This window comes from Desulfoluna spongiiphila, from assembly GCF_900101345.1.
Classification (GTDB): domain Bacteria; phylum Desulfobacterota; class Desulfobacteria; order Desulfobacterales; family Desulfolunaceae; genus Desulfoluna; species Desulfoluna spongiiphila.
Genome location: NZ_FMUX01000025.1, coordinates 67,516 through 88,431 on the forward strand (window position 1 = coordinate 67,516; position 20,916 = coordinate 88,431).

The following is a 20,916-nucleotide window of genomic DNA, read 5'->3' on the forward strand; positions in this document are numbered from 1 at the left end:
GCTTCCTTACGCTCAGGCATGGGGGCTTCCTCACGCTCAGGCATGGGGGCTTCCTCACGCTCGGGCATGGGAGCTTCCTCACGCTCGGGCATGGGAGCTTCCCTGCGCTTGGTCTTAGAAACAGGTTCCTTGCGGGGTTTGGGCTCCACAGGTGTTTCCCTGTCCTGGGTCAGGGTGTCGTCATCTTCCGGGATCTCTTCCATGGCAATGGGATCGAGCCAGGGGGAGTGCGGTGCCTGTCCCTTGGGAGCTGCGCTTTTATGGGAACGCGGTGTGTGTCTGGGTTTGCGTGATTCCCGGCGAGGGGTCTCCTCTCGGGGAGCGTCCTCAGCCGGAGCAGACTCAAGGTCGGGCATGTCTGTATCGGTCCCCGCCTCGTTCTGATCGTTTCGCGGAGCCTGGGGTTTTCGGGAGCGTTGAGGCCGTTGCTGCCGCTGGTTACGTGCAGGCGACTTAACCTCCTGGAGGAGTTCGTCTGCGGGGTATTCGCAGCTAAGTTTGTGGCCCAGGAGTTCTTCGATGGCCGGGATGTAGTAGGAGTCGTCTTCACAGGCGAAGCTCACCGAGGTACCCGTGGCACCGGCACGGCCGGTTCGTCCGATACGGTGGACGTAGTGCTCGGGATCCTGGGGGAGGGTGTAGTTGATGACGTGGCTGATTTCATCGATGTGAAGCCCTCGGGCTGCCACATCCGTTGCCACAAGTACCTCAACCTTACCGGACCTGAAATCTTCCAGGGCCTTGATGCGCTTGTTCTGAGCTACTTCTCCTGAGAGGAGGTCGGCTTTGATTTTAAGCTTGTTGAGCCTTTCTGCAAGGTTTCGGGCCTGGTCTCTTCGGTTGGTGAAGACCAAAACCTTGGTGAGTTTTTTCCCGATGATGAGGTTGTAGAGGAGGGGGAACTTCTCATCGGTGGTGACCAGGAAAATTTTCTGGTCCACAGATGCGGACTCCACGGTTTCGGGTTCGATCTCCATGTGGTGGGGATCTCGGGTCCACTGCTCGGCCAGGCGCATGACATCGCTGGAGTAGGTGGCACTGAAAAAGAGGGTCTGGCGTTGCTCCTTGTGGGGGGTGGCGTAGACGATTTTGCGGATATCGGGGATAAAGCCCATGTCCAGCATGCGGTCTGCTTCGTCGATGACCAGGATCTCCACACGGGAAAGGTCCACCAGTCTCTGGTTTTTAAAGTCGATGAGACGGCCCGGGGTGGCCACAATGATATCCACGGAGCCGGCCATGCCTTTTTTCTGTTTCTCGTAGCCGGTGCCTCCGAACAGGGAGACAATGGTGTACGGGGTGAACTTGCACAGGGCCCTTGCGTCCTTTTCGATTTGAAGGGCCAGCTCACGGGTGGGGGCGAGGATCAGGGCTCGGGGAAAGCTGCGCTCGGGTCCGCCGCGCATGGGGTTTTTGGCGATGTGGTTGATGATGGTGATGAGAAAGGCCGCACTTTTGCCGGTGCCGGTCTGGGCTTTGCCAATGGCGTCCCGGCCTTTCAAGGTCTCGGGCAGGCACCCGGCCTGAATGGGGGTGGCGTACTGAAAGCCTAAGTCGGCAATGCCCTGCATGAGCTTGACGGGAAGATCAAGGTCGTGGAACCGGACCTCTCCCTCTTTTTCCGGAACCTGGAAATCCTCGAGTTTCCAGGCGGGTTTTCTCGGCTGCTTGGGGGCCCCGTTTTTTTGGGGGGCCTCTTTTTTGGCAAGGGTCTCTCGTTCGGGGCGTTGGGTCTGGGAGCCTCGGCCATTCCGGCTGGGTGCTTTTTCCGCGCGGGGTTTCTGGCCTTCGGTGGCGCGTCTGGCAGGGGATTGCTTGGTCCCATTTCCCTTGGAGCGTTGCCGGGTGTCACCGCGTTTGGGCTTGGCCGCCTCCCTTTTGGGGTCGGTGCTCTTCTTGTCCCGGGGGCGTCGTTTTCGCTCAGCCCGCTCTTTTTTTGCCTGTTCTTCCGCTTTTTTGCGTGAGAGTTCCGCGAACGGTATGGCTGACGAGTCGTCGTCCTTGCTCGATCCTGTGACAAATTCCGCTATGCGTTTAAATAGGTTTCGTATCAATCGTATTTCTTCCCAAATCGTTTCAGTTATGTTGCGTGTGATTGGTGATTGAGACCATGGCCACGGTGCGTATAGTCAGGCGTACGTGTGGCTCGGGGAGTCGTGCCCTGATCGTTTAGGATGGCTCTGATTCTGATGAGACGTAATGCTCATCCCTTTCGTCGAGGGGCGGATGCGGGTGCGGCCTGCCGGCATCACAAATCCTTCGGTGGGGGTAATCGGAGCGGTCATCCTGTGAAAAAAAGACGGTTTGACGCCCCGATGCTTTGTGTTACAAACAGGGCATCCCGCTTTAGGATGTACCTTATATACAGGCAAGAGGCCCATTTAGGCAATATTTTTGATAAATCCTTTTAAATATAATAGATAACGGGAAACAATTCCAGTGGTAAGAGCGCATGGTAAAGAGAGGCTGGTGACCGCCCTGGTGGCAAACGAGAAAGGGGAAATTTTCGATCTCGAAGGCTACGGTGCTGTGGGGCGATGCGGAGAGATGCTCATACCCCTCACCGTGGGGGAGACCTTGTTCATGCCGGACGGCGGGGAGCTCATGAGGCTTCCCGACCGGTACGCCCTGGTCTGGAACATGGAAGAGGGGGTGGTGGAGAGCCTTTCCCACAATCCGTACAATCCCGAAGAGCGTATTTTCCCGGTGGCGGCCTTTAACTCCCCGGGGTACGTGAACACCGCCCAGGCCGCAGCCGAGGAAGTGGAGGGTGCAGAGCCCCTTCCCCTCTTTTCGTATTGCGCCGTGGGCTGGTACGACGAGGGGTTTCGAACCGCCTCCTTCAGGGTGGATGCCGAAGAGCGCCAGGAGCTTCGTCTCATGCCCATCCCCAAGGTGAAGGAAGGGGTGGAGGACATGCGTGACAGGTTTCCCGACAACCGCCTTTTCCGACACCTGGAGCGCTGCGCCCTGACCTACGGGTGCCCTGCGGCTAAGAACCTGTATCTCGGCAGGTGCGAAGCCCCGCTGCCCACCTCACGCCAGTGCAATGCCCGGTGCCTTGGGTGCATCTCCTTTCAGAGCAGTGCCTCCCTTTCGTCCTGCCAGGACCGCATCGATTTTACCCCCACCCCCGAAGAGATCAGTGAGGTGGCCCTCACCCATTTTGAGAGGGTACCGAACGGGGTGGTGAGCTTTGGCCAGGGGTGCGAGGGGGACCCCCTCCTTGCAGCCGACGTCATCGAGCCCGCCATTGCCCTGATCCGCGCCAAAAACAGCTCCGGCACCATCAACATGAACACCAACGGCAGCCTGCCCAAGGTGCTGGATCGTCTGTTTGCAGCAGGGCTCGACTCCATCCGGGTGAGTATGAACAGCGTGAGAAAAGAGATCTACAGCGCGTATTTCAGGCCCAACGGCTACTGTTTTGAAGACGTGGTGGAGAGCTTTTCCGTGGCAAATAAACACGGGGCCTACAAAGCCATCAACTACCTCAACCTGCCCGGGGTCACCGACTGTATCGAGGAGGTGGAGGCCTTAAACGAATTTGTTGAGGCCAACGCCGTGGACCTGATCCAGTGGCGCAACCTGAACTTTGACCCCTTGAGATACTACAACTTGATGCAGGAGGCCGGTCCTGTCGGCTTGCCCGTGGGGATTCGGCGCATGATCATGAAACTGGAAAAACGGTTTCCAAAGCTCAAGCACGGTTACTTCAACCCCTCCCGGGAGATGTACGAAACAAGGCCGGGGGGCCGGAACATCCTCAGGCAGCCTGTGAAACAGGCAAAGCAGCGGGCAAAAAAGAAGCGGGGATAACGCCGGCCAGCCAAAGAGCACCCACGATAACAGTCGGTTCGGAACGGCGCCTTGCCGTGTGCACGCCCGAACCCCTGCCACACTAAAGGAGACACACGCCATGTCATGGCTTGAGATACGCGTTACCTACAGTCCCTGCGGGGACCTTCCGGCCGATGAGCTCATCGCCGAGGAATTTTCTGCGGTGGGGATCGGATCGGTTTCCGTTACCCTTCCCGACGTCGAACCCGTGGAGGGCTGGGATCCGGGTGGGTACAGCCAGGACACCGAGTACGCCGTCACCGGCTACCTGTCCATGGACGGAAGCGAAGGGGATGCGGTAAACGACCTGAAAGGACGTCTTGAGGCCCTCAAACAGAGGACGGGCATCGCCTGTGACGTTGCCACCGATACCCTTCCCGAGACGGACTGGAACGAGTCCTGGAAAGAGAACTTCAAGCCGGTGCATCTTACCAAGAACTTTGTGGTGCGTCCGACCTGGGAAGCGTACGAACCCGCCGAGGGCGAAAAGGTAATCTCCATTGATCCGGGTATGGCCTTCGGCACGGGCACCCACCCCACCACGCGCCTCTGCGTGGAGATGATCGAGCATCACGCCAAAGAGGGGATGACGGTCCTTGATGTGGGAACCGGCTCCGGCATTCTGCTGGTGGCAGCCAGCCTCTGCGGGGCAACAGAGGGCCTTGGGGTGGACAACGACCCCGTGGCTGTTGAGACGGCCGCCGAGAACCTTGCCCTCAACCGTGTGCCGGAAGGCTTTTCGGTCATCTGTGCCGACCTTATCTCCCAGGCGGGAAAAGCCTACGACCTGGTGGTGGCCAATATCCTGGCCGAGGTGGTGGTGGAGCTTTTGGGCGATATCCACAAGGTGGTGCACGACGACTCCCTGGTGATCCTGTCCGGGATCCTGGAGGAAAAGGGCCCCATGGTGGAAGCCCGCCTTGAAGAGACCGGGTTTGTCCTGACAGAGAGCCACGCCGAAGAATCCTGGCTCGTGATGGTGGCAAAGAAAAAAGCGTAAGGGCAACACACACCATACGTTGCTTATAAAACGCCTCCGGCGGTCAGGGGATGATCCCCTGAACCCCAGGTTGCGACTGGCCTCATCCCTCGTTCCTCGGGGTGAGGCCATTTGAATGAATGTCGTTTTAGATGCGGATGTGATTTGACCTCGAGGAACGAGGGGCAAAACGCATCCGCTACCTGCTTTCAAGGTGGCACACCTTGCCGCCGGAGGCCATGCAGGCCAGTATATTCTGGGGCCCTGATGGTGTTTTGCTCCTGTTTCTTCGTTCCCTTTGTCCCGGGGGCCATGCCTTAAAACAAAAGGGCCGTCAGGAATAGCTTGCCGTTTCTTGATGTTTTGTGTTTATCTATAAGATCTTTATCGTATGTACCTCGCCGCTGGGAAATGCTTCCTTGAGAATCGCCGACATCTTTACTGATGACCACGCAACGTGTTGACCAAGCGATATGGCTTTGTCGATATCTGCGGATGCTCTTCTGCATTCAAGGGGCGGTGACATGATGTGAACCGGATCATCGAACGGATGGAAAGAGCCATGATGAAATCCCGTGGGAATCGCAGGTGGGTGTGCATATGGCTGGCGGCCTTTCTGGTTGCCGGCTGGTCTTCCGCCTTGTACGCCGGGCCCCTCTTTGAGGAGGGAAAGACCCTGTACGGCAAGGAGCACTTCAAGGATGCCTCGAAGGTATTGAAGCAGTCCCTGGAGGTGGAAAAGGAAAGCGATGAGTCGGCGACCCTGCTTTTGAGCGACTGTTATCTTCAGCTCAGGAAGCATTGGAGGGCCGTGGGGGTGTTGAAAAAGGGGGCAACGCGTCACCCGGAGAGCTGGGAGATCCATTATCGCCTCGGCAACCTCCAGGAGGAGAGTGGGGATTACTTCGGGGCCCTTTCCGCTTTTTATCAGGCGTCTCTGCTGAAACCCGATGACCTGCCCACCACCTTCCGGCTGGGCATGGCCTACGACGAAACAGCCCAGATTGAAAAAGCCCTTGAGATTTACCGGAAGCTGCACCGGGCCGGGTCTCCCCTGGCCCCGAGGCTGTTGCGGACCATCCAGGGCATGGATTGATAGACCTAACATTTAGATGCATTCGTTGAGGCGCACATCGCGGCGGCCTGGGCGATGTAACGCCACAACGGTCAGTGTATGCGGCTTTGCAGGTGGGGTAAGGCCCTGCAGGCATATCGTCTGATGACCCGAACTGATCGTTATTCAAACATATCGAAGGAGCACGAAAATCATGGTGAAGGTAGGTATCGTCGGATGGAGAGGAATGGTCGGGTCGGTTCTCATGGAGAGAATGCGGTCGGAAAATGATTTTCAGAATATCGAGCCGGTTTTTTTCACCACCAGCCAGGCGGGTCAGAAGGGACCGGACATCGGAAAAGAGATCCCCGTGCTTCAGGACGGGTTTGATGTGGAGATCCTGAAAGGGATGGACATCATCGTCTCCTGTCAGGGCAGCGATTACACCAAGACGGTGCACCCCAAGCTCCGTGACGGCGGATGGAGCGGTGTCTGGATCGATGCGGCCTCTGCCCTGCGCATGTCCGAAAAGAGCATCATCGTCCTGGACCCCGTGAACCGGGAGGTCATCGACAAGGGCTTTGACTCGGGCATCCGGGATTTTATCGGCGGCAACTGCACGGTGAGCCTTATGCTCATGGCCCTGGGTGGCCTCTTTGAGGCAGGCCAGGTGGAGTGGCTCTCCACCATGACCTACCAGGCGGCCTCCGGAGCCGGTGCCAAAAACATGAAAGAGCTGGTCTCCCAGATGGGCGCCATCAACGACGCGGCCCAGCCCATTCTCGATGGCCCCGTGGCCGCCGTGGACACCGCCGTGGCAGACACCATGCGAGCCGATGCCTTTCCCACGGACAACTTCGGTGCCCCCCTTGCCGGAAGCCTCATCCCCTGGATCGACAGCCCCATGGACAACGGCCAGACCCGGGAAGAGTGGAAGGGTGTGTCCGAAACCAACAAGATCCTGGAAAACGAGACCCCGGTGCCCATCGACGGCATCTGCGTGCGCATCGGTACCATGCGCTGTCACAGCCAGGCCATCACCTTGAAGCTCAAGGACGACCTGGATATTGCCGAGGTGGAACGCCTTCTGGCATCGGCCAACGACTGGGTGAAGGTGGTTCCCAACACCAAGGAAGCCACTTTGAAAGATCTTACCCCCACGGCCGTCACAGGGACCCTCACCGTGCCTGTGGGCCGCATCCGAAAGATGAACCTCGGCCCCGGCGTCATCAGCCTGTTCACCGTGGGCGACCAGCTCCTCTGGGGAGCTGCCGAGCCCGTGCGCCGCATGCTGGGGATTGCCGTGGAGAAACTCTCCGCCTGATAAAAGCCCTTTCGGCCTTTGCCTGCCAGGTCGCTGCCCGGAATACTCAGCAGCGGCCCAGGCGGGATCCCAGGGCGCATCCTTGCTGCTCACGGGCCTTGCCCGTGGAGGGATCCGGCCCCGGCGCCTCAAGCTCCCTTTCCGATTCATCTTGCCCCCGGCGGTTACGCCGGGGGTTTTTTGTTTTATGGGGCGGCCAATCTGGGGCTTTAAAAAGCAGCCTCCGGCGGCCCTGCCGGGGGCCAAACTTTTGAAAAGTTTGACAAACAGGTTTGGGGTGGTCTTATGAAAGTATTCGCTCTCTTGGCCGCCGAAGGCAGGCTTTTCCATGCTCTTTAACCCTGGAAGGCAGTCCGGGTAACAATGCCTCCGGCGGCCAAACGTTTAAAAAGTTTGACAAACAGGTCTTATGAGCAACGTGGGCTGGCCGAAGGGTGTCGACGAGCCGACTGTTTCAAACGTAACGGACATGCAACGGGAATGTTTTTGCGGCGCTTTTTTCTAAAAGCGACCTGCCGGAGGCCCCTTTTTGTTTTTTCTCTGAGCCCTCTGGGATCCTGAAGAGCATCCTGCGGTCACATAAAATCCCTGCTCCAGGGCAGAAGGCCTGGGGGTGAAAGAGGCTCGTGATGTATCTGATATGTACAATATCAGCGGGAAATCGTCACTTTAACTGTTGCGAATGCGTTTTTTTCAGATTCCCTATCAAAAAATGGGGAAATCCCGCAATGTCGCCTTTCGCCGGCTTCGTAAGGCGGAATTCATCACGATCGTTGAATCGGTCTATTTTGTATCTGATATCTGATATATCTGTCTAATAAACTAAAATTATTGCTTTTCTTGTTGGAGTTCGGTAATAATACCGATTTACCACCCACGATGGACGGTTTTGGAAGAGCATCCCAACGATGGCTTTTGCGAAACCTATACCTGGTTTATCTCATGCATACCACCTTGCGGTGTTTCCCGGCAGGACGGCAACAAGCCGCCCCACAGGGAGTGGTGGCTTTTGACTCCTCCTTTGTCTTACGGTCGTCGGATCGTAAGGGGGCTGAGCCGGACAGGGGGGGCATGATGAGAGGTGACCCCGTGCCTTTTGCACCGGTCAAGCCGGGAACGGACCGACGTGGGACAAGGGGTGGTCGTTTGAAAAAAATCTTCAGATCATTTTACGCGCAGAGGCTGCTGCCCTTGGCGTGAAGGGGTCTTTTCTCGTGTGAGATATGGATTCGCACCCGTGTAAGGAGAAACAAAGATGTGTCGTTTGTTTGCAATCACCAGCGAAGATCCCGTGTCGCCCATGGTGGCCCTTGAGGCTCTGGATGTGATGCGGGAAGGCCATGACGGCTCCGGGGTCGGGCTCTTTTTAAGGGACCTCGGCGGCCCGTTTGAAACCATGAAGGATGCCCCCATCCTCTCGGGAATTTTTACCGAGGCGGGACTCCGTCGCCTTGACGTCAAGATGATGGAAAAAGGCTTTATCACCAAATACAAGATCTCCTTCAAACTCGACAAGACCCCCCCTGAAGGGGTTCCCAAGCGGGACATCTACCTGATCCGCGCTTACGAATACCCCGAGGAGTGGGAGGATTGGAGCTGGGAGAAAAAGCAGGTGGAGCTTACCCGCATCCGCCTGGAGCTCCGCGCCATGGGGGAAGAGGAAAAAGACATGATTGTCTTCTCCTTCTGGCCCGATGTCATCATGATCAAAGAGATCGGGGACCCCCTCACCGTGGGTCGGTACCTGAAGCTCGACGCCAACGACATCCAGGCCCGCATCATCATGGCCCAGGGGCGCCAGAACACCAACTACGCCATCAACCTGTACGCCTGCCACCCTTTCTTCGTCCAGGGTTTCTCCACCATGACCAACGGGGAGAACACCGCCTTTATTCCCATCCGGGAATTTCTGCAGAAGAGGGGCTTTGAGGGGTACATGGGGTTCAACTCCGACTCCGAGGTGTTCACCCATATTTTACATTACATGCAAAAAGAGCTGGGCCTGGGGCTGGAGTTTTACAAGCACATCATCACCCCCCTTGCAGGAGAGGCCCTGGCTTCCCATGCCAACAGCGACCTGCTCACCCAGCTGAAGCACACCTGCAGGCGCCTGATCATCGACGGGCCCAACTGTGTCATCGGGAGCCTCCCGGACCACAGCCTGTTTATGGTGCAGGACAGAAAGAAGCTGCGCCCCGGGGTCATCGGGGGACGGCCCGGAATCTTCGCCTACTCGTCTGAGATTTGCGGCCTGGATTCAGCCATTCCCGACCGAGACAAGTCCAAAGATTTTCAACCCATGTATCTCGACACGGCCATTGTGGGTCCCGATCGTCAGGAGGTTCAGATATGTCGGCAAACGGAACGATTACACCTTCCTCATTAAGCATCAAGGATCTGTACTGGCAGATCGACTGGAACAAGGATGCCTGTACCCTCTGCGGTCAGTGCACGGCGGTTTGTCCCGTCAAGGCCCTTGAGCTGGGGGTCTTCCGCAAACGGCGCGTCGACATCCCCATGGGGCTCAGCGGCAAGGTGGAGAACCGCTTCTCCCTGTTCTACGGCATTCGTCAGAAGACCGAGCCCAAGCACGCCTGCATCGGCTGCGCCATGTGCTCCCAGGTCTGCCCCAACGACGCCATCCTTCCGAGGCGAAACGACGAAGCGGACAAGCAGCGCTACCACACCGACCAGGGCGGTCAGCCCCTGAAGCGGGGCGGTCGCAGGAAGTCCGAAGGCGCAGGGATCCTCGATCGGATCAAGTTTACCCGTATCTCCATGCTCACGGACCCGGCCCTGGATGCCGGGCGCCACGAGTTTGATATCAAGACCCTTCTGGGCCGGGTGCTGCCTCCCAAGGAGCAGATCCAGCGCCAGATGAAGGGCGAGTGGGTCCCCCCGGTGCGGGAGATCTATCCCCTTGTCATCGGCGGCATGAGCTTCGGCGCCCTGTCCCCCACCATGTGGGAAGGGCTTCAGATGGGAGTGGCCTACCTGAACGAAGAGCTGGGCATGCCCGTGCGCATCTGCACCGGTGAGGGCGGTTGCCCTCCGCGCCTGCTGCGCTCCGAGTTCCTGAAATACGTCATCCTCCAGGTGGCCTCCGGCTACTTCGGCTGGGACGAGATCATCCACGCCATCCCCGAGATGAAGGTGGATCCCTGCGCCATCGAGATCAAGTACGGCCAGGGCGCCAAGCCCGGCGATGGCGGTCTCTTGATGTGGCATAAAGTCAATAAACTGATTGCGGCCATCCGCGGCGTCCCCACCGGGGTCAGCCTGCCCAGTCCGCCCACCCACCAGACCCAGTACTCCATTGAGGAGTCCGTGGCCAAGATGATCCAGTCCATGTCCATGGCCTGGAACTTCCGGGTGCCGGTGTACCCCAAAATTTCGGCGTCTTCCACCTCCCTTGCGGTTTTGAACAACCTCACCCGAAACCCCTACGCGGCGGGTCTTGCCATCGACGGGGAAGACGGGGGCACCGGGGCGGCGTACAATGTCTCCATGAACCACATGGGGCACCCCATCGCATCGAGCTTACGGGACTGCTACAAGACCCTGGTGGAGATCGGCATGGAGAACGAATTGCCCCTGTCTGCCGGCGGCGGCATCGGCAAGAACGGGAACCTGGCGGCCAACGCGGCCTCCCTCATCATGCTGGGGGCCAGCATGGTGCAGACGGGCAAGTACGTGATGCAGGCGGCAGCCGGCTGTGTCGGTTCCGAGGCCGACCGGTGCAATGTCTGCAACCTGGGGATCTGTCCCAAGGGGATCACCTCTCAGGATCCCAGGCTCTACCGTCGCCTCGACCCGGAGCATGTGGCCCAGCGCGTGGTGGATATGTATGTCTCTTTTGACACCGAGCTCAAAAAGATCATCGCACCCCTTGGCCGATCCACCTCCCTGCCCATCGGCATGTCCGATGCCCTGGGGATTGACGACCGCGACGCGGCAGAACGTCTCGATATCAAATACATGGTGTAACCGACATGAAGAGCAAGACGAAAATTACCATCCATGGAAAGGAAGAGGGAACCCGCATTGCTTCGCGCCAGATGGAGGAGAAGATCCAGAAGGCCGTCGCCAAAGGGTACCGACAGATTGAGGTGGATGCCTTAGGGCAGCACGGCATCGGCGGCCGCCTTCACGGCGCCGGTGATGAGAAGGTCTCTGTCAGGATCACCGGCACCTGCGGTCAGCGGACCGGGTCCATGGGATTTCCCAACACGACCATCGAAATCATGGGCGCAGCCTCCGACGACATCGGCTGGCTCAACGCCGGGGCCGAGATCATCGTCCACGGCAACGCCTCCAACGGCGCGTGCAACGCCATGGCCCAGGGCCGTGTGTCCGTATGCGGCAACATCGGCGCCCGCGGCATGACCATGACCAAGGAGAACCCCCGGTTCGAACCCCCTGAACTCTGGGTGCTGGGGTCGGCCGGTGACTATTTCGGCGAGTTCATGGCTGGCGGCACCGCCGTGGTCTGCGGCTGGGATCCCCAGAACGAAGAGAACGTCCTCGGCTACCGCCCCCTGGTGGGCATGGTGGGGGGACGGGTCTTTTTCCGGGGCCCCATCAAAGGCTACAGCCAGGGCGACGCCCGCATGGCCCCCATCTCCGATGAGGAGTGGGAGTGGCTTGCAACGAACCTGAAGGCCTTTCTTGCCCGTATCGGCAAAGAGGACGCCTACACCAAGCTGGCCCGTCGCGACGACTGGCAGCTCATCGTGGCCCGGACTCCCCAGGAGAAGATGGGAAGCGCAACCCGGTCCATGGCCTCCTTTCGCCGTGAGGTGTGGGACAGCGAGCTGGGGGAGGGGGGACTCATCGGGGACCTTACCGACCTGGACATGAGCCATGTCCCCGTCATCACCACCGGAGAGATGCGGCGTTTTGTGCCGGTGTGGGAGAACCAGAAGTACGTGGCACCCTGCCAGGGGGCCTGTCCCTCGGGTATTCCCGTTCAGCAGCGCTGGGGACTGGTGCGAAACGGTCTGGTGGACGAGGCCGTGGAACTGGCCCTTCACTACACGCCCTTTCCCGCAACGGTGTGCGGCTACCTCTGCCCCAACCCCTGCATGGCGGCCTGCACCAAGCAGTCGGCCTTTATGCCCTCCATCGACATCAAGCAGCTGGGCAAGGCGAGCATTGCGGCCCAGGTACCCAGCGTGCCGGAGGTGTCCGGTCGCAAGGTGGCGGTCATCGGCGGCGGGCCCGCCGGAGTCTCCGTGGCCTGGCAGCTGCGCATGGCCGGCCATGATCCCGTGGTCTACGACACCGCCCCCACCCTGGGCGGAAAGATCGCCTCGGTGATCCCGGAGAGCCGGATTCCCAAAGAGGTCCTGGATGCGGAGCTTTCTCGCATCAGCGAGATTCTGCCCCACATCCATCTCCAGCAGCCCTTGTCCGCGGTGGAGCTCGATCGGATGAAGGCGGACAACGACTTTATCGTCATGGCCGCAGGGGCCCAGAAACCCCGCATGCTCGATATCCCCGGAAAAGAGCGCCTGGTCACCGGCAACGATTTTCTGGCCGAGGCCAAGGAGAACAAGGCCAAGCCGGGCAGAAAGGTGGTGATCATCGGTGCGGGCAACTCCGCCTGTGACGCCGCCACCGAGGCCGTGCGCTGCGGGGCTGAGGATGTCACCCTCATCGACATCCAGGAACCCGCCGCCTTCGGCGAAGAGAAAGAGGCCGCCGAAAAGGCCGGGGCCAAGTTCAAGTGGCCCTGCTTTACCCGGGAGATCACGGACAAGGGCGTGCTCCTTACAGACGGGGAACTCCTTGACGCCGATACGGTGATCCTCTCCATCGGGGACATGGCCGATGCGGAGTTTCTGCCCAGAAGCGTCACCATCGCCAAAAACGGGTATGTCTCGGTGGACGAGAACGGTCAGACCACGGACCCGTCGATTTTTGCCATCGGCGACATCACGGGGCTGGGGCTCATAACCGACGCCATCGGCGCAGGCAGGCGAACGGCGGAGACCATCGATGCCATCAGCCGCGGCAAGCGTCCGGCCGGACGGGACCCCCGGGAGGTGATCGCCAAGGACCGCATGAACATGGCCTATTTCGATCCCAGGCTCTCTGTGTTTGAGGACCTCCAGACCTGCGGATCCGAATGTTCGTCATGTGGGAGTTGCAGAGACTGTGGGATCTGTGCTACCTTGTGCCCCAAAGAGGCGATTGAAAGGCGCGAGACGGGGAACCCGACCTCGCCTTTTGAGTATGTGGTGAAGACCGATCGTTGCATCGGCTGCGGCTTTTGCGCCGATGCCTGCCCGTGTGGGATCTGGACCCTGATCACCAATACGCCCATGGGGTAAAAAGTGGCCTTGCGGCCATGGCCCGGTGTTACACCGGGTCACGGTGACAAGATAGCCCCTTTTCTTCACCCGACACGACTGCTGACAGTTTCCATTTGGTTTATAGCTATCCCGCTTTTTACCTTCCGCGTAAGAAGCGGGATAGTTGCGCGCGGACTCCGGCAAAGGAGAACCCTCCTTCAAGGATCCGTAATGACGATGGATCCATTATCCATCATCACCATGATTCAAGCATTATGGACGGGCCATGCAGGACCGCCCTTCGGCATCCTTCGCATCGCCTGTCAAATAAGGAATCACCTTTCATGAAAGCACTGCTTGCCCTCGAAGACGGACGAATTTTTTCGTGCCGCAGCTTTACAGGTCCCGGCGAGGTGGGTGGAGAGGTTGTCTTCAACACCAGCATGACGGGGTATCAGGAAATTTTAACCGACCCCTCCTACCGAGGCCAGATGGTCACCATGACCTACCCCCTCATTGGAAACTACGGCGTGAGCCGGGAGGATGTGGAATCCTCACGGATCCAGGCCTCTGCCCTCATCGTCCGGGAGTACCAGGACGACTACAGCAACTGGCGGGCCGACATGAGCCTTGCCGATTACCTCAAGGCATCCAGCGTCATGGGCATCGATGAACTCGACACCCGGGCCCTGACCCTGCACCTCAGGACCAAAGGCGCCATGCGCGGTATCATCTCCACCGACGTGGCAAGCCCCGACGCCCTGGTGGAAAAAGCCAAAAACCTTCCCTCCATGGAGGGGTGCGACCTGGCAAGCGAGGTTTCCACGGACAAGCCCTACCGCCTGGTAAAGGACACCCCGGTGTTTATCCAGGAGGCTTTAAGCGCCGAGCTGTTCACCGCCCGTGCTGAGAAAAAAGCGGTGGTGGCCTTTGACTTCGGGATCAAGTTCAACATCATTCGCCTCCTGGAAGCCGCAGGTTGTGAGGTGATCGTGGTGCCCGCCAACACCAGCGCCGATACCGTCAAGGCCATGAACCCCGACGGGATCTTTCTCTCCAACGGCCCCGGCGACCCCGAACCCGTTATCTATGCCGTGGAGACCGTCAAGGCCCTCATCGGGTACCGTCCCATCTTCGGCATCTGCCTGGGTCACCAGATCATGAGCATCGCCCTGGGCGGAAAAACCTACAAGCTGAAGTTCGGCCACCGCGGCGGCAATCAGCCCGTGCAGAACACCGCCACGGACAAGGTGGAGATCACCAGTCAGAACCACGGATTTGCAGCCGACCTGGAGAGTCTTGCCATGGCCGATGTGGACGTTTCCCACATCAACCTCAACGACTCCACCGTGGAAGGTCTGAGACACAAGGTACACCCAGTGCTCAGCGTGCAGTACCATCCGGAGGCGTCCCCGGGCCCCAACGATGCCCAGTACTTGTTTGATGAGTTTGTTTCCATGATGGAACGTTTCACTGTTTAAGAACAGGGCACATGTTGCCCTGTTTTTTTTTACCCAAAACTTCGCGAATGCTCCGCGGTCTCGCTTTTCGCCCGCGTCACATTCGCTTACGGGCTTTGCCCGGGGGTGTTTCACAGTGGGACTCCTTCGACATGGGGCAAGGCGTTGATACGCCTCATCAACAAAGACGAAAAAATCCGTCAACTGCTCAAGAATCTGTTTGTCACCTTTTAAAGAATACAAAGGCAAGGGATCATGCCAAAACGCACCGATATAAAGAAAATATTGATTGTAGGCGCCGGGCCCATCATCATCAGCCAGGCGTGTGAATTTGATTACTCCGGGACCCAGGCGTGCAAGGCATTGCGGGAAGAGGGGTACGAGGTGGTGCTGGTGAACTCCAACCCCGCCACCATCATGACCGACCCGGAGACGGCCGATCGCACCTACATCGAGCCGGTGACCCCGGAGACCCTGGCCAAGATCATCGAAAAGGAGCGGCCCGACGCCATCCTGCCCACCCTGGGGGGCCAGACCGGTCTCAACACCGCCATCGGCGTTGCCGAGATGGGGGTTCTGGAAAAATTCGGGGTGGAGATGATCGGGGCGGACGTGGCCACCATCAAGAAGGCCGAAGACCGTGAATTGTTCCGCAACGCCATGAACAAGATCGGCCTGAACATTCCCCGAAGCGGTTTTGCCACCAACTTAGACGAGGTGAGGGAGGTGGCCGACGAGATCGGATTTCCCATCATCGTCCGGCCCAGCTTTACCCTGGGCGGCACCGGCGGGGGAGTGGCCTACAACCCCGAAGAGCTCGAGGCCTTCTGCAAGGCGGGCCTTGAGGCGAGTCTCAATACCCAGGTGATGCTGGAGCAGTCCGTGCTCGGGTGGAAAGAGTACGAGCTGGAGGTGGTGCGGGACAAGGCAGACAACGTGGTCATTATCTGCTCCATCGAGAACCTCGATGCCATGGGGGTCCACACCGGAGACTCCATCACCGTGGCCCCGGCCCAGACCCTCTCGGACAAGGAGTACCAGAAGCTGCGTGATGCCTCCATCGCCATCCTGCGTGAGATTGGCGTGGACACCGGCGGCTCCAACGTTCAGTTTGCCATCAACCCGGCAGACGGCGAGATCATTGTGGTGGAGATGAACCCCAGGGTGTCGCGCAGCTCGGCCCTGGCCTCCAAGGCCACCGGTTACCCCATTGCCAAGATTGCCGCCAAGCTGGCCGTGGGTTACACCCTGGATGAGCTCACAAACGACATCACCGGTGAAACCCTCGCGGCCTTTGAGCCCACCCTCGATTACTGCGTCGTCAAGATTCCCCGCTGGACCTTCGAGAAGTTCCCCGAGACCGAGGATTACCTCACCACGGCCATGAAGTCCGTGGGCGAGACCATGAGCATCGGGCGTACCTTTACCGAGGCCTTGCAAAAGGCGATTCGCTCTTTGGAGATCGGGCGGTTCGGTTTGGGCAGCGACGCCCGGGAGGTGGAAGAGCTCTCCAAGACCGACATCGAGCACCACCTGGTCACCCCCAACTCCAAGCGGCTCTTTTACCTGCGCCAGGCCATGAAGGCGGGGATCTCCCTTGAGGCGATCTTTGCCATGACCAAGGTGGACCCCTGGTTCCTGCACCAGATCAAGCGCATCTGCGACATGGAAGAGACGGTGAAGGCCGCCGGACAGGGCATCGACGCCGACCTTTTGAGGCGGGCCAAGGCCAATGGTTTTTCCGACGTGCAGATCGGCGTGCTCACCGGCACCGATGAGGAGTGGGCCAGAAAAAGGCGCTACGATCTGGGCATCAAGCCCGTGTACAAGCTGGTGGACACCTGCGCCGCCGAGTTTGAGGCCGCCACACCCTATTACTACTCCACCTATGAGGAGGAGTGTGAGGCAAGGGTCTCCGACAACAAAAAGGTGATGATCTTAGGCGGCGGTCCCAACCGCATCGGCCAGGGCATCGAGTTTGATTACTGCTGCGTCCACGCCTCCTTTGCCCTGCGCGAAGAGGGGGTGGAGTCCATCATGGTCAACTCCAACCCCGAAACGGTGAGCACCGACTACGACACCTCGGACAAGCTCTACTTCGAGCCCCTCACCAAAGAGGACGTCCTGCACATCGTGGAGAAGGAGAAACCCTATGGGGTCATCGTGCAGTTCGGGGGCCAGACGCCCCTGAACCTTGCCCTGGGGCTCAAGGCCGCCGGCGTGCCCATCATCGGCACCCAGCCCGAAAGCATCCACCGGGCCGAGGACCGCGATGAGTTCCAGGCCATGCTCAAGAAGCTGAACCTGACCCAGCCGGAGAGCGGCATCGCCATGAACTACGAGGAAGCCCTGGTGGAGGCCCGACGCATCGGCTACCCCGTCATGGTGCGTCCCTCGTATGTGCTGGGGGGCCGGGCCATGCGCGTGGTCTACTCCGAAGCGGACCTTGAAGGCTTCATCCGGGAGGCCATGGAGGTCTCGCCGGGCCACCCCGTGCTCATCGACAAGTTTCTGGAAGATGCCGTGGAGCTCGATGTGGATGCCATCTCCGACGGAGAGAAGACCATCATCGCAGGGGTCATGCAGCACATCGAAGAGGCGGGTATCCACTCCGGCGACTCGGCGTGCGTGCTCCCCCCCATGAGCATCCCCAACCGCCTGCTCGACGAGATCCACGAGGCCACCCGCGCCATGGCCAAGGAGCTCGGCGTGGTGGGTCTGATGAACGTTCAGTACGCCATCAAGGACAGCAAGCTCTATATCATTGAGGTGAACCCCCGTGCATCAAGGACCGTTCCTTTTGTGAGCAAGGCCACCGGGATTCAGTTTGCCAAGCTGGCCACCAAGGTGATGCTGGGCAAGACCCTTGCGGAAGTGGGCCTTGAGAAGGAGTTCGTGCCCAACCACATCTCGGTAAAAGAAGCGGTGATGCCCTTTGACCGCTTCCCCCACGTGGATACCCTGCTGGGGCCCGAGATGAAGTCCACGGGGGAGGTCATGGGGCTCGGCGATGACTTCGGCATTGCCTACGCCAAGGCACAGATCGGCTCCGGAGACGACCTGCCCACGGAAGGCACCGTGTTTATCAGCGTCAAGGAGGGGGACAAGGGGCAGATGCTGCCCACGGCATCCCTGTTCAAGGCCCTGGGCTTTACCATCATGGCCACCAGCGGCACTTCGGACTTCCTCACGAAAAACGGGGTGTCCAACGTGCTGGTGAACAAGGTCTCCGTGGGACGCCCCCACGTGGTGGATGCCATTAAAAATAATGAGATCCAGCTGGTGATCAACACCCCTTCAGGCACCAGCGAGACCACCCACGACGGGTACAAGATCCGCAGGGCGGCCCTGAAGTTCAAGGTGCCCTTTGCCACGACCCTCACCGGTGCCATGGCCGTAGCCCGTGCCATCGCCCGGTTGAAAGAGGAGAGTTGCGCGGTTAAGGCCCTCCAGGATTACCACTGCTAATCCCGCCACAGAAAGGCGCGGCAAATGCCGCGCCTTTCTTCCCCCCCACACAAGACAAAAAAGGGTGCCCCCGGCGGTACGGTGAGCCACCATGAAAGCTTATGACCGCAGGGCGTTACCCCCTCGTTCTTCGGGGCTCTGTTTTTCGGCGGGGCCGCCGGAGGCAAAGATAAGCGGAATAGTCACAATTTTTATTGAATAATCTGTAAACAGGGATTAGTTTGAACATTGTGTCGGCGATGACGACGAGGCCACAGTGGATTTCTATGTAAAAGGAGGCAGGAAGCTTCATGATCGAGACGCGATATCTCAAGGATAATATCCAGAATATCCAGAAACTCATGAGCATTCCCGCTTTGAAGAATTTCGAGACCCGTTACCTCGGAAAACTCTTGAAGCTGAGTAAAATCCGTGAGTACGAGGACGGTGAGAAGATCATCAAAGAGGGGGATCGGGATCCCTGGCTCTATTTTTTACTGGCCGGTTCCGTCAGGGTGTCCAAGGAGGATGTGGAGATTACCCGGTTGAGCAATATCGGGGAACTCTTCGGGGAGATGCGCATCATCGACTCCCTGAAACGCTCCGCCACGGTGACGGCCGTCGGGCGAACCACCTGCATTGCCGTCAACACCATGGCCGGGGAGAAACTGGAAGGGGACGGGGCCGATCACGACGAGCGCCTTGATTTTCTTTTGCTCCTCTACCGCATCTTTGCCGAGTACATGTCCATTCGCCTTCGGGCAACCAACGAAGAATTGATCAAGACCAAACAGGATCTTCAGCGCATCAGAGAAGAGAAAATGAACGTCATCATCAGGCGCCACATCGAGGGCTCCCAGCAGTGATGGCCGACTGAGACAGCTTCGGGGATGCTAGGGAGCGAACGCATTTCTTCCTGTGCCGCGTGTTTTGTCCGTGTTCGGATCGGCAGATTGCCGGGGGGAATCTCCTCCCCTGCCTGAAGGTCCGGATGAGAAGGACAAACCATGAGAAAGACCGTATCCTTTACCAAAGACGCCACCAACGTCTTTTTCCATATTCTGACGGCCTGCAACCTCTCCTGCCGCCACTGCTACATCAATCCCACCCAGCACGGAACCCAGACCCTGCCCATCGAGACCATCGAAGAGTGGCTCGCCCTGTTTGCAAACCGCTCCAAAGAAGCCAACATCATTTTTCTGGGCGGAGAGCCCACCATGCACCCCGACCTTGCAAGGGCCATCAAAAAAGCCCGGGCTTTAGGCTATGCTTCCATCACCATCGATACCAACGGCTACCTGTTCCATGACATCCTCGACAAGGTGACCCCTGCCGAGGTGGACGCTCTTTCCTTCAGCCTGGACGGCGCCACCGCCGCCACCAACGATCCCATTCGGGGCAAAGGCTCCTGGGAGACCTGCATGGCGGGGATTCGAAAAGGGGTGGCCAAGGGGTTCTCCACGAGCCTTATCTACACGGTGAGCGGGGCCAACCTCCACGAACTGGATCAGATGCCCGATCTCCTGGAAGAACTGGGGGTCAACCACTTTTTTATCCAGGTGCTGGGGATCCGCGGCAACTCGGCCCGGGAAGAGGCCGAAGAGGAAGGGCTCATGCGCGTGACCCGGGACAACTGGATGGAGGTGGTTCCTACGGTGGCCGAAGAGGTGGCCCGAAGGGGAATCAAGGTGACCTGGCCCAAGGTGTTCCTGGACGAGGGGGAGGCTTTCGAGTGCGCGGGCCATGTGGCAGACAACCTCTTTCTCTTTCCCAACGGCCGTGTCTACCGGTGTCCTCTGTGCGAGGATTTTCCCGTGCACTCCATGGTCATCGAGGACGGCGAGCTCAAGGATGCCCCCCGCATCAACGAGACCGATCTCTTTGATCTCTCCATTGCCGAAGGGTGTGTCATGAACCGGATCATCCAGCCCGGAAACATTGTATACAAAGAAAATGGGACCCCGGAGTGGCGCGTCGCCTGTTGTCTGCTCAAGGAGGAGATCACCCCGAAGTGAGCAGGGGAAATGAGGAATCGGGCCCAAGGTATTGGGTGGTAAAAACGGTCCTTCCACCACATCGGGTAGTTTGGCGCACAGAAGATGGGGGGACTGATCGGTAAGCCTAACAGGCTTTTCCGTTGATTCCCGGAGAAACAACTTGACAGAATTATAAGTCATAACACTACTGTCCAAAATAGCCTCTCAAAGAATAATTTTCTTCGAGAGTCCCCTGTGATTAGTAGATGTTGTTCAATTCTTGAAAAACAGGTCCCATTATTTTGCCTGCTGTCCAACTCACGTAAATGGGAGCATTAACTGTACTGACATAGGCTCAAGTGGTAGCACATCATATGGCTGGTCTATCCAGGCCCACAAATCCCGGTGTGTAAACAGGTTCCACCTCAAAAAGGCAACCAGATTTGACAGTGACCAGCCAAACTTTGATTTTGCCTGAAGGAACTTGATGATCAACATAGCGATAAGTGCTGTCCAAATCTGTATCATCAGTGCGTTTTC

General features: G+C 58.7%; 12 protein-coding genes. 11 read left to right on the forward strand and 1 reads right to left on the reverse strand.

The window, feature by feature from the left end; genetic code table 11:
• The coding region (locus BLQ12_RS23860; RefSeq protein WP_254782107.1) for a DEAD/DEAH box helicase at positions 1-2,054 on the reverse strand (2,054 nt) is incomplete at its 3' end.
• A gap of 385 nt (positions 2,055-2,439) precedes the next feature.
• On the opposite strand from BLQ12_RS23860, the gene BLQ12_RS23865 reads away from it, so the two are divergent.
• The 11 genes from BLQ12_RS23865 (at position 2,440) to BLQ12_RS23915 (ending at position 20,415) form a co-directional block, all read left to right on the forward strand.
• Positions 2,440-3,819, forward strand: coding sequence for a radical SAM protein (locus BLQ12_RS23865; protein ID WP_254782108.1), 1,380 nt, complete (start codon positions 2,440-2,442; stop codon positions 3,817-3,819).
• A gap of 100 nt (positions 3,820-3,919) precedes the next feature.
• Positions 3,920-4,840 carry a 50S ribosomal protein L11 methyltransferase gene (gene prmA / locus BLQ12_RS23870; protein WP_092214953.1) on the forward strand — a complete coding sequence of 307 codons (921 nt, stop codon included), beginning with the start codon at positions 3,920-3,922 and terminating at the stop codon, positions 4,838-4,840.
• Between the two features lie 541 nt (positions 4,841-5,381).
• Positions 5,382-5,915 carry a tetratricopeptide repeat protein gene (locus BLQ12_RS23875; protein ID WP_175470038.1) on the forward strand — a complete coding sequence of 178 codons (534 nt, stop codon included), beginning with the start codon at positions 5,382-5,384 and terminating at the stop codon, positions 5,913-5,915.
• A 172-nt stretch (positions 5,916-6,087) separates the two neighbouring features.
• Entirely contained in the window at positions 6,088-7,197 is a 1,110-nt protein-coding gene (gene asd, locus BLQ12_RS23880; protein WP_092214959.1) for an aspartate-semialdehyde dehydrogenase, read from the forward strand.
• A gap of 1,255 nt (positions 7,198-8,452) precedes the next feature.
• Positions 8,453-9,583 carry a class II glutamine amidotransferase domain-containing protein gene (locus tag BLQ12_RS23885; protein ID WP_092214962.1) on the forward strand — a complete coding sequence of 377 codons (1,131 nt, stop codon included), beginning with the start codon at positions 8,453-8,455 and terminating at the stop codon, positions 9,581-9,583.
• Complete coding sequence (locus BLQ12_RS23890; protein ID WP_092214965.1) at positions 9,547-11,184, forward strand: glutamate synthase-related protein; 1,638 nt, start codon at positions 9,547-9,549, stop codon at positions 11,182-11,184. Before BLQ12_RS23885 ends, BLQ12_RS23890 begins: the two co-directional genes overlap by 37 nt.
• A 5-nt stretch (positions 11,185-11,189) precedes the next feature.
• On the forward strand, positions 11,190-13,532 hold the full coding sequence (locus BLQ12_RS23895) for an FAD-dependent oxidoreductase (RefSeq protein WP_092214969.1): 2,343 nt from the start codon (positions 11,190-11,192) through the stop codon (positions 13,530-13,532).
• A gap of 305 nt (positions 13,533-13,837) precedes the next feature.
• The gene (gene carA, locus BLQ12_RS23900; protein ID WP_092214971.1) at positions 13,838-14,974 is read left to right on the forward strand and encodes a glutamine-hydrolyzing carbamoyl-phosphate synthase small subunit; all 1,137 of its coding nucleotides are present in this window, start codon (positions 13,838-13,840) and stop codon (positions 14,972-14,974) included.
• Between the two features lie 234 nt (positions 14,975-15,208).
• Positions 15,209-18,421, forward strand: coding sequence for a carbamoyl-phosphate synthase large subunit (gene carB, locus BLQ12_RS23905; protein WP_092214972.1), 3,213 nt, complete (start codon positions 15,209-15,211; stop codon positions 18,419-18,421).
• 290 nt (positions 18,422-18,711) lie between these two features.
• On the forward strand, positions 18,712-19,266 hold the full coding sequence (locus tag BLQ12_RS23910; RefSeq protein WP_092214974.1) for a cyclic nucleotide-binding domain-containing protein: 555 nt from the start codon (positions 18,712-18,714) through the stop codon (positions 19,264-19,266).
• A 141-nt stretch (positions 19,267-19,407) separates the two neighbouring features.
• On the forward strand, positions 19,408-20,415 hold the full coding sequence (locus BLQ12_RS23915; protein WP_092214977.1) for a radical SAM protein: 1,008 nt from the start codon (positions 19,408-19,410) through the stop codon (positions 20,413-20,415).
• Positions 20,416-20,916: the final 501 nt, after the last annotated feature.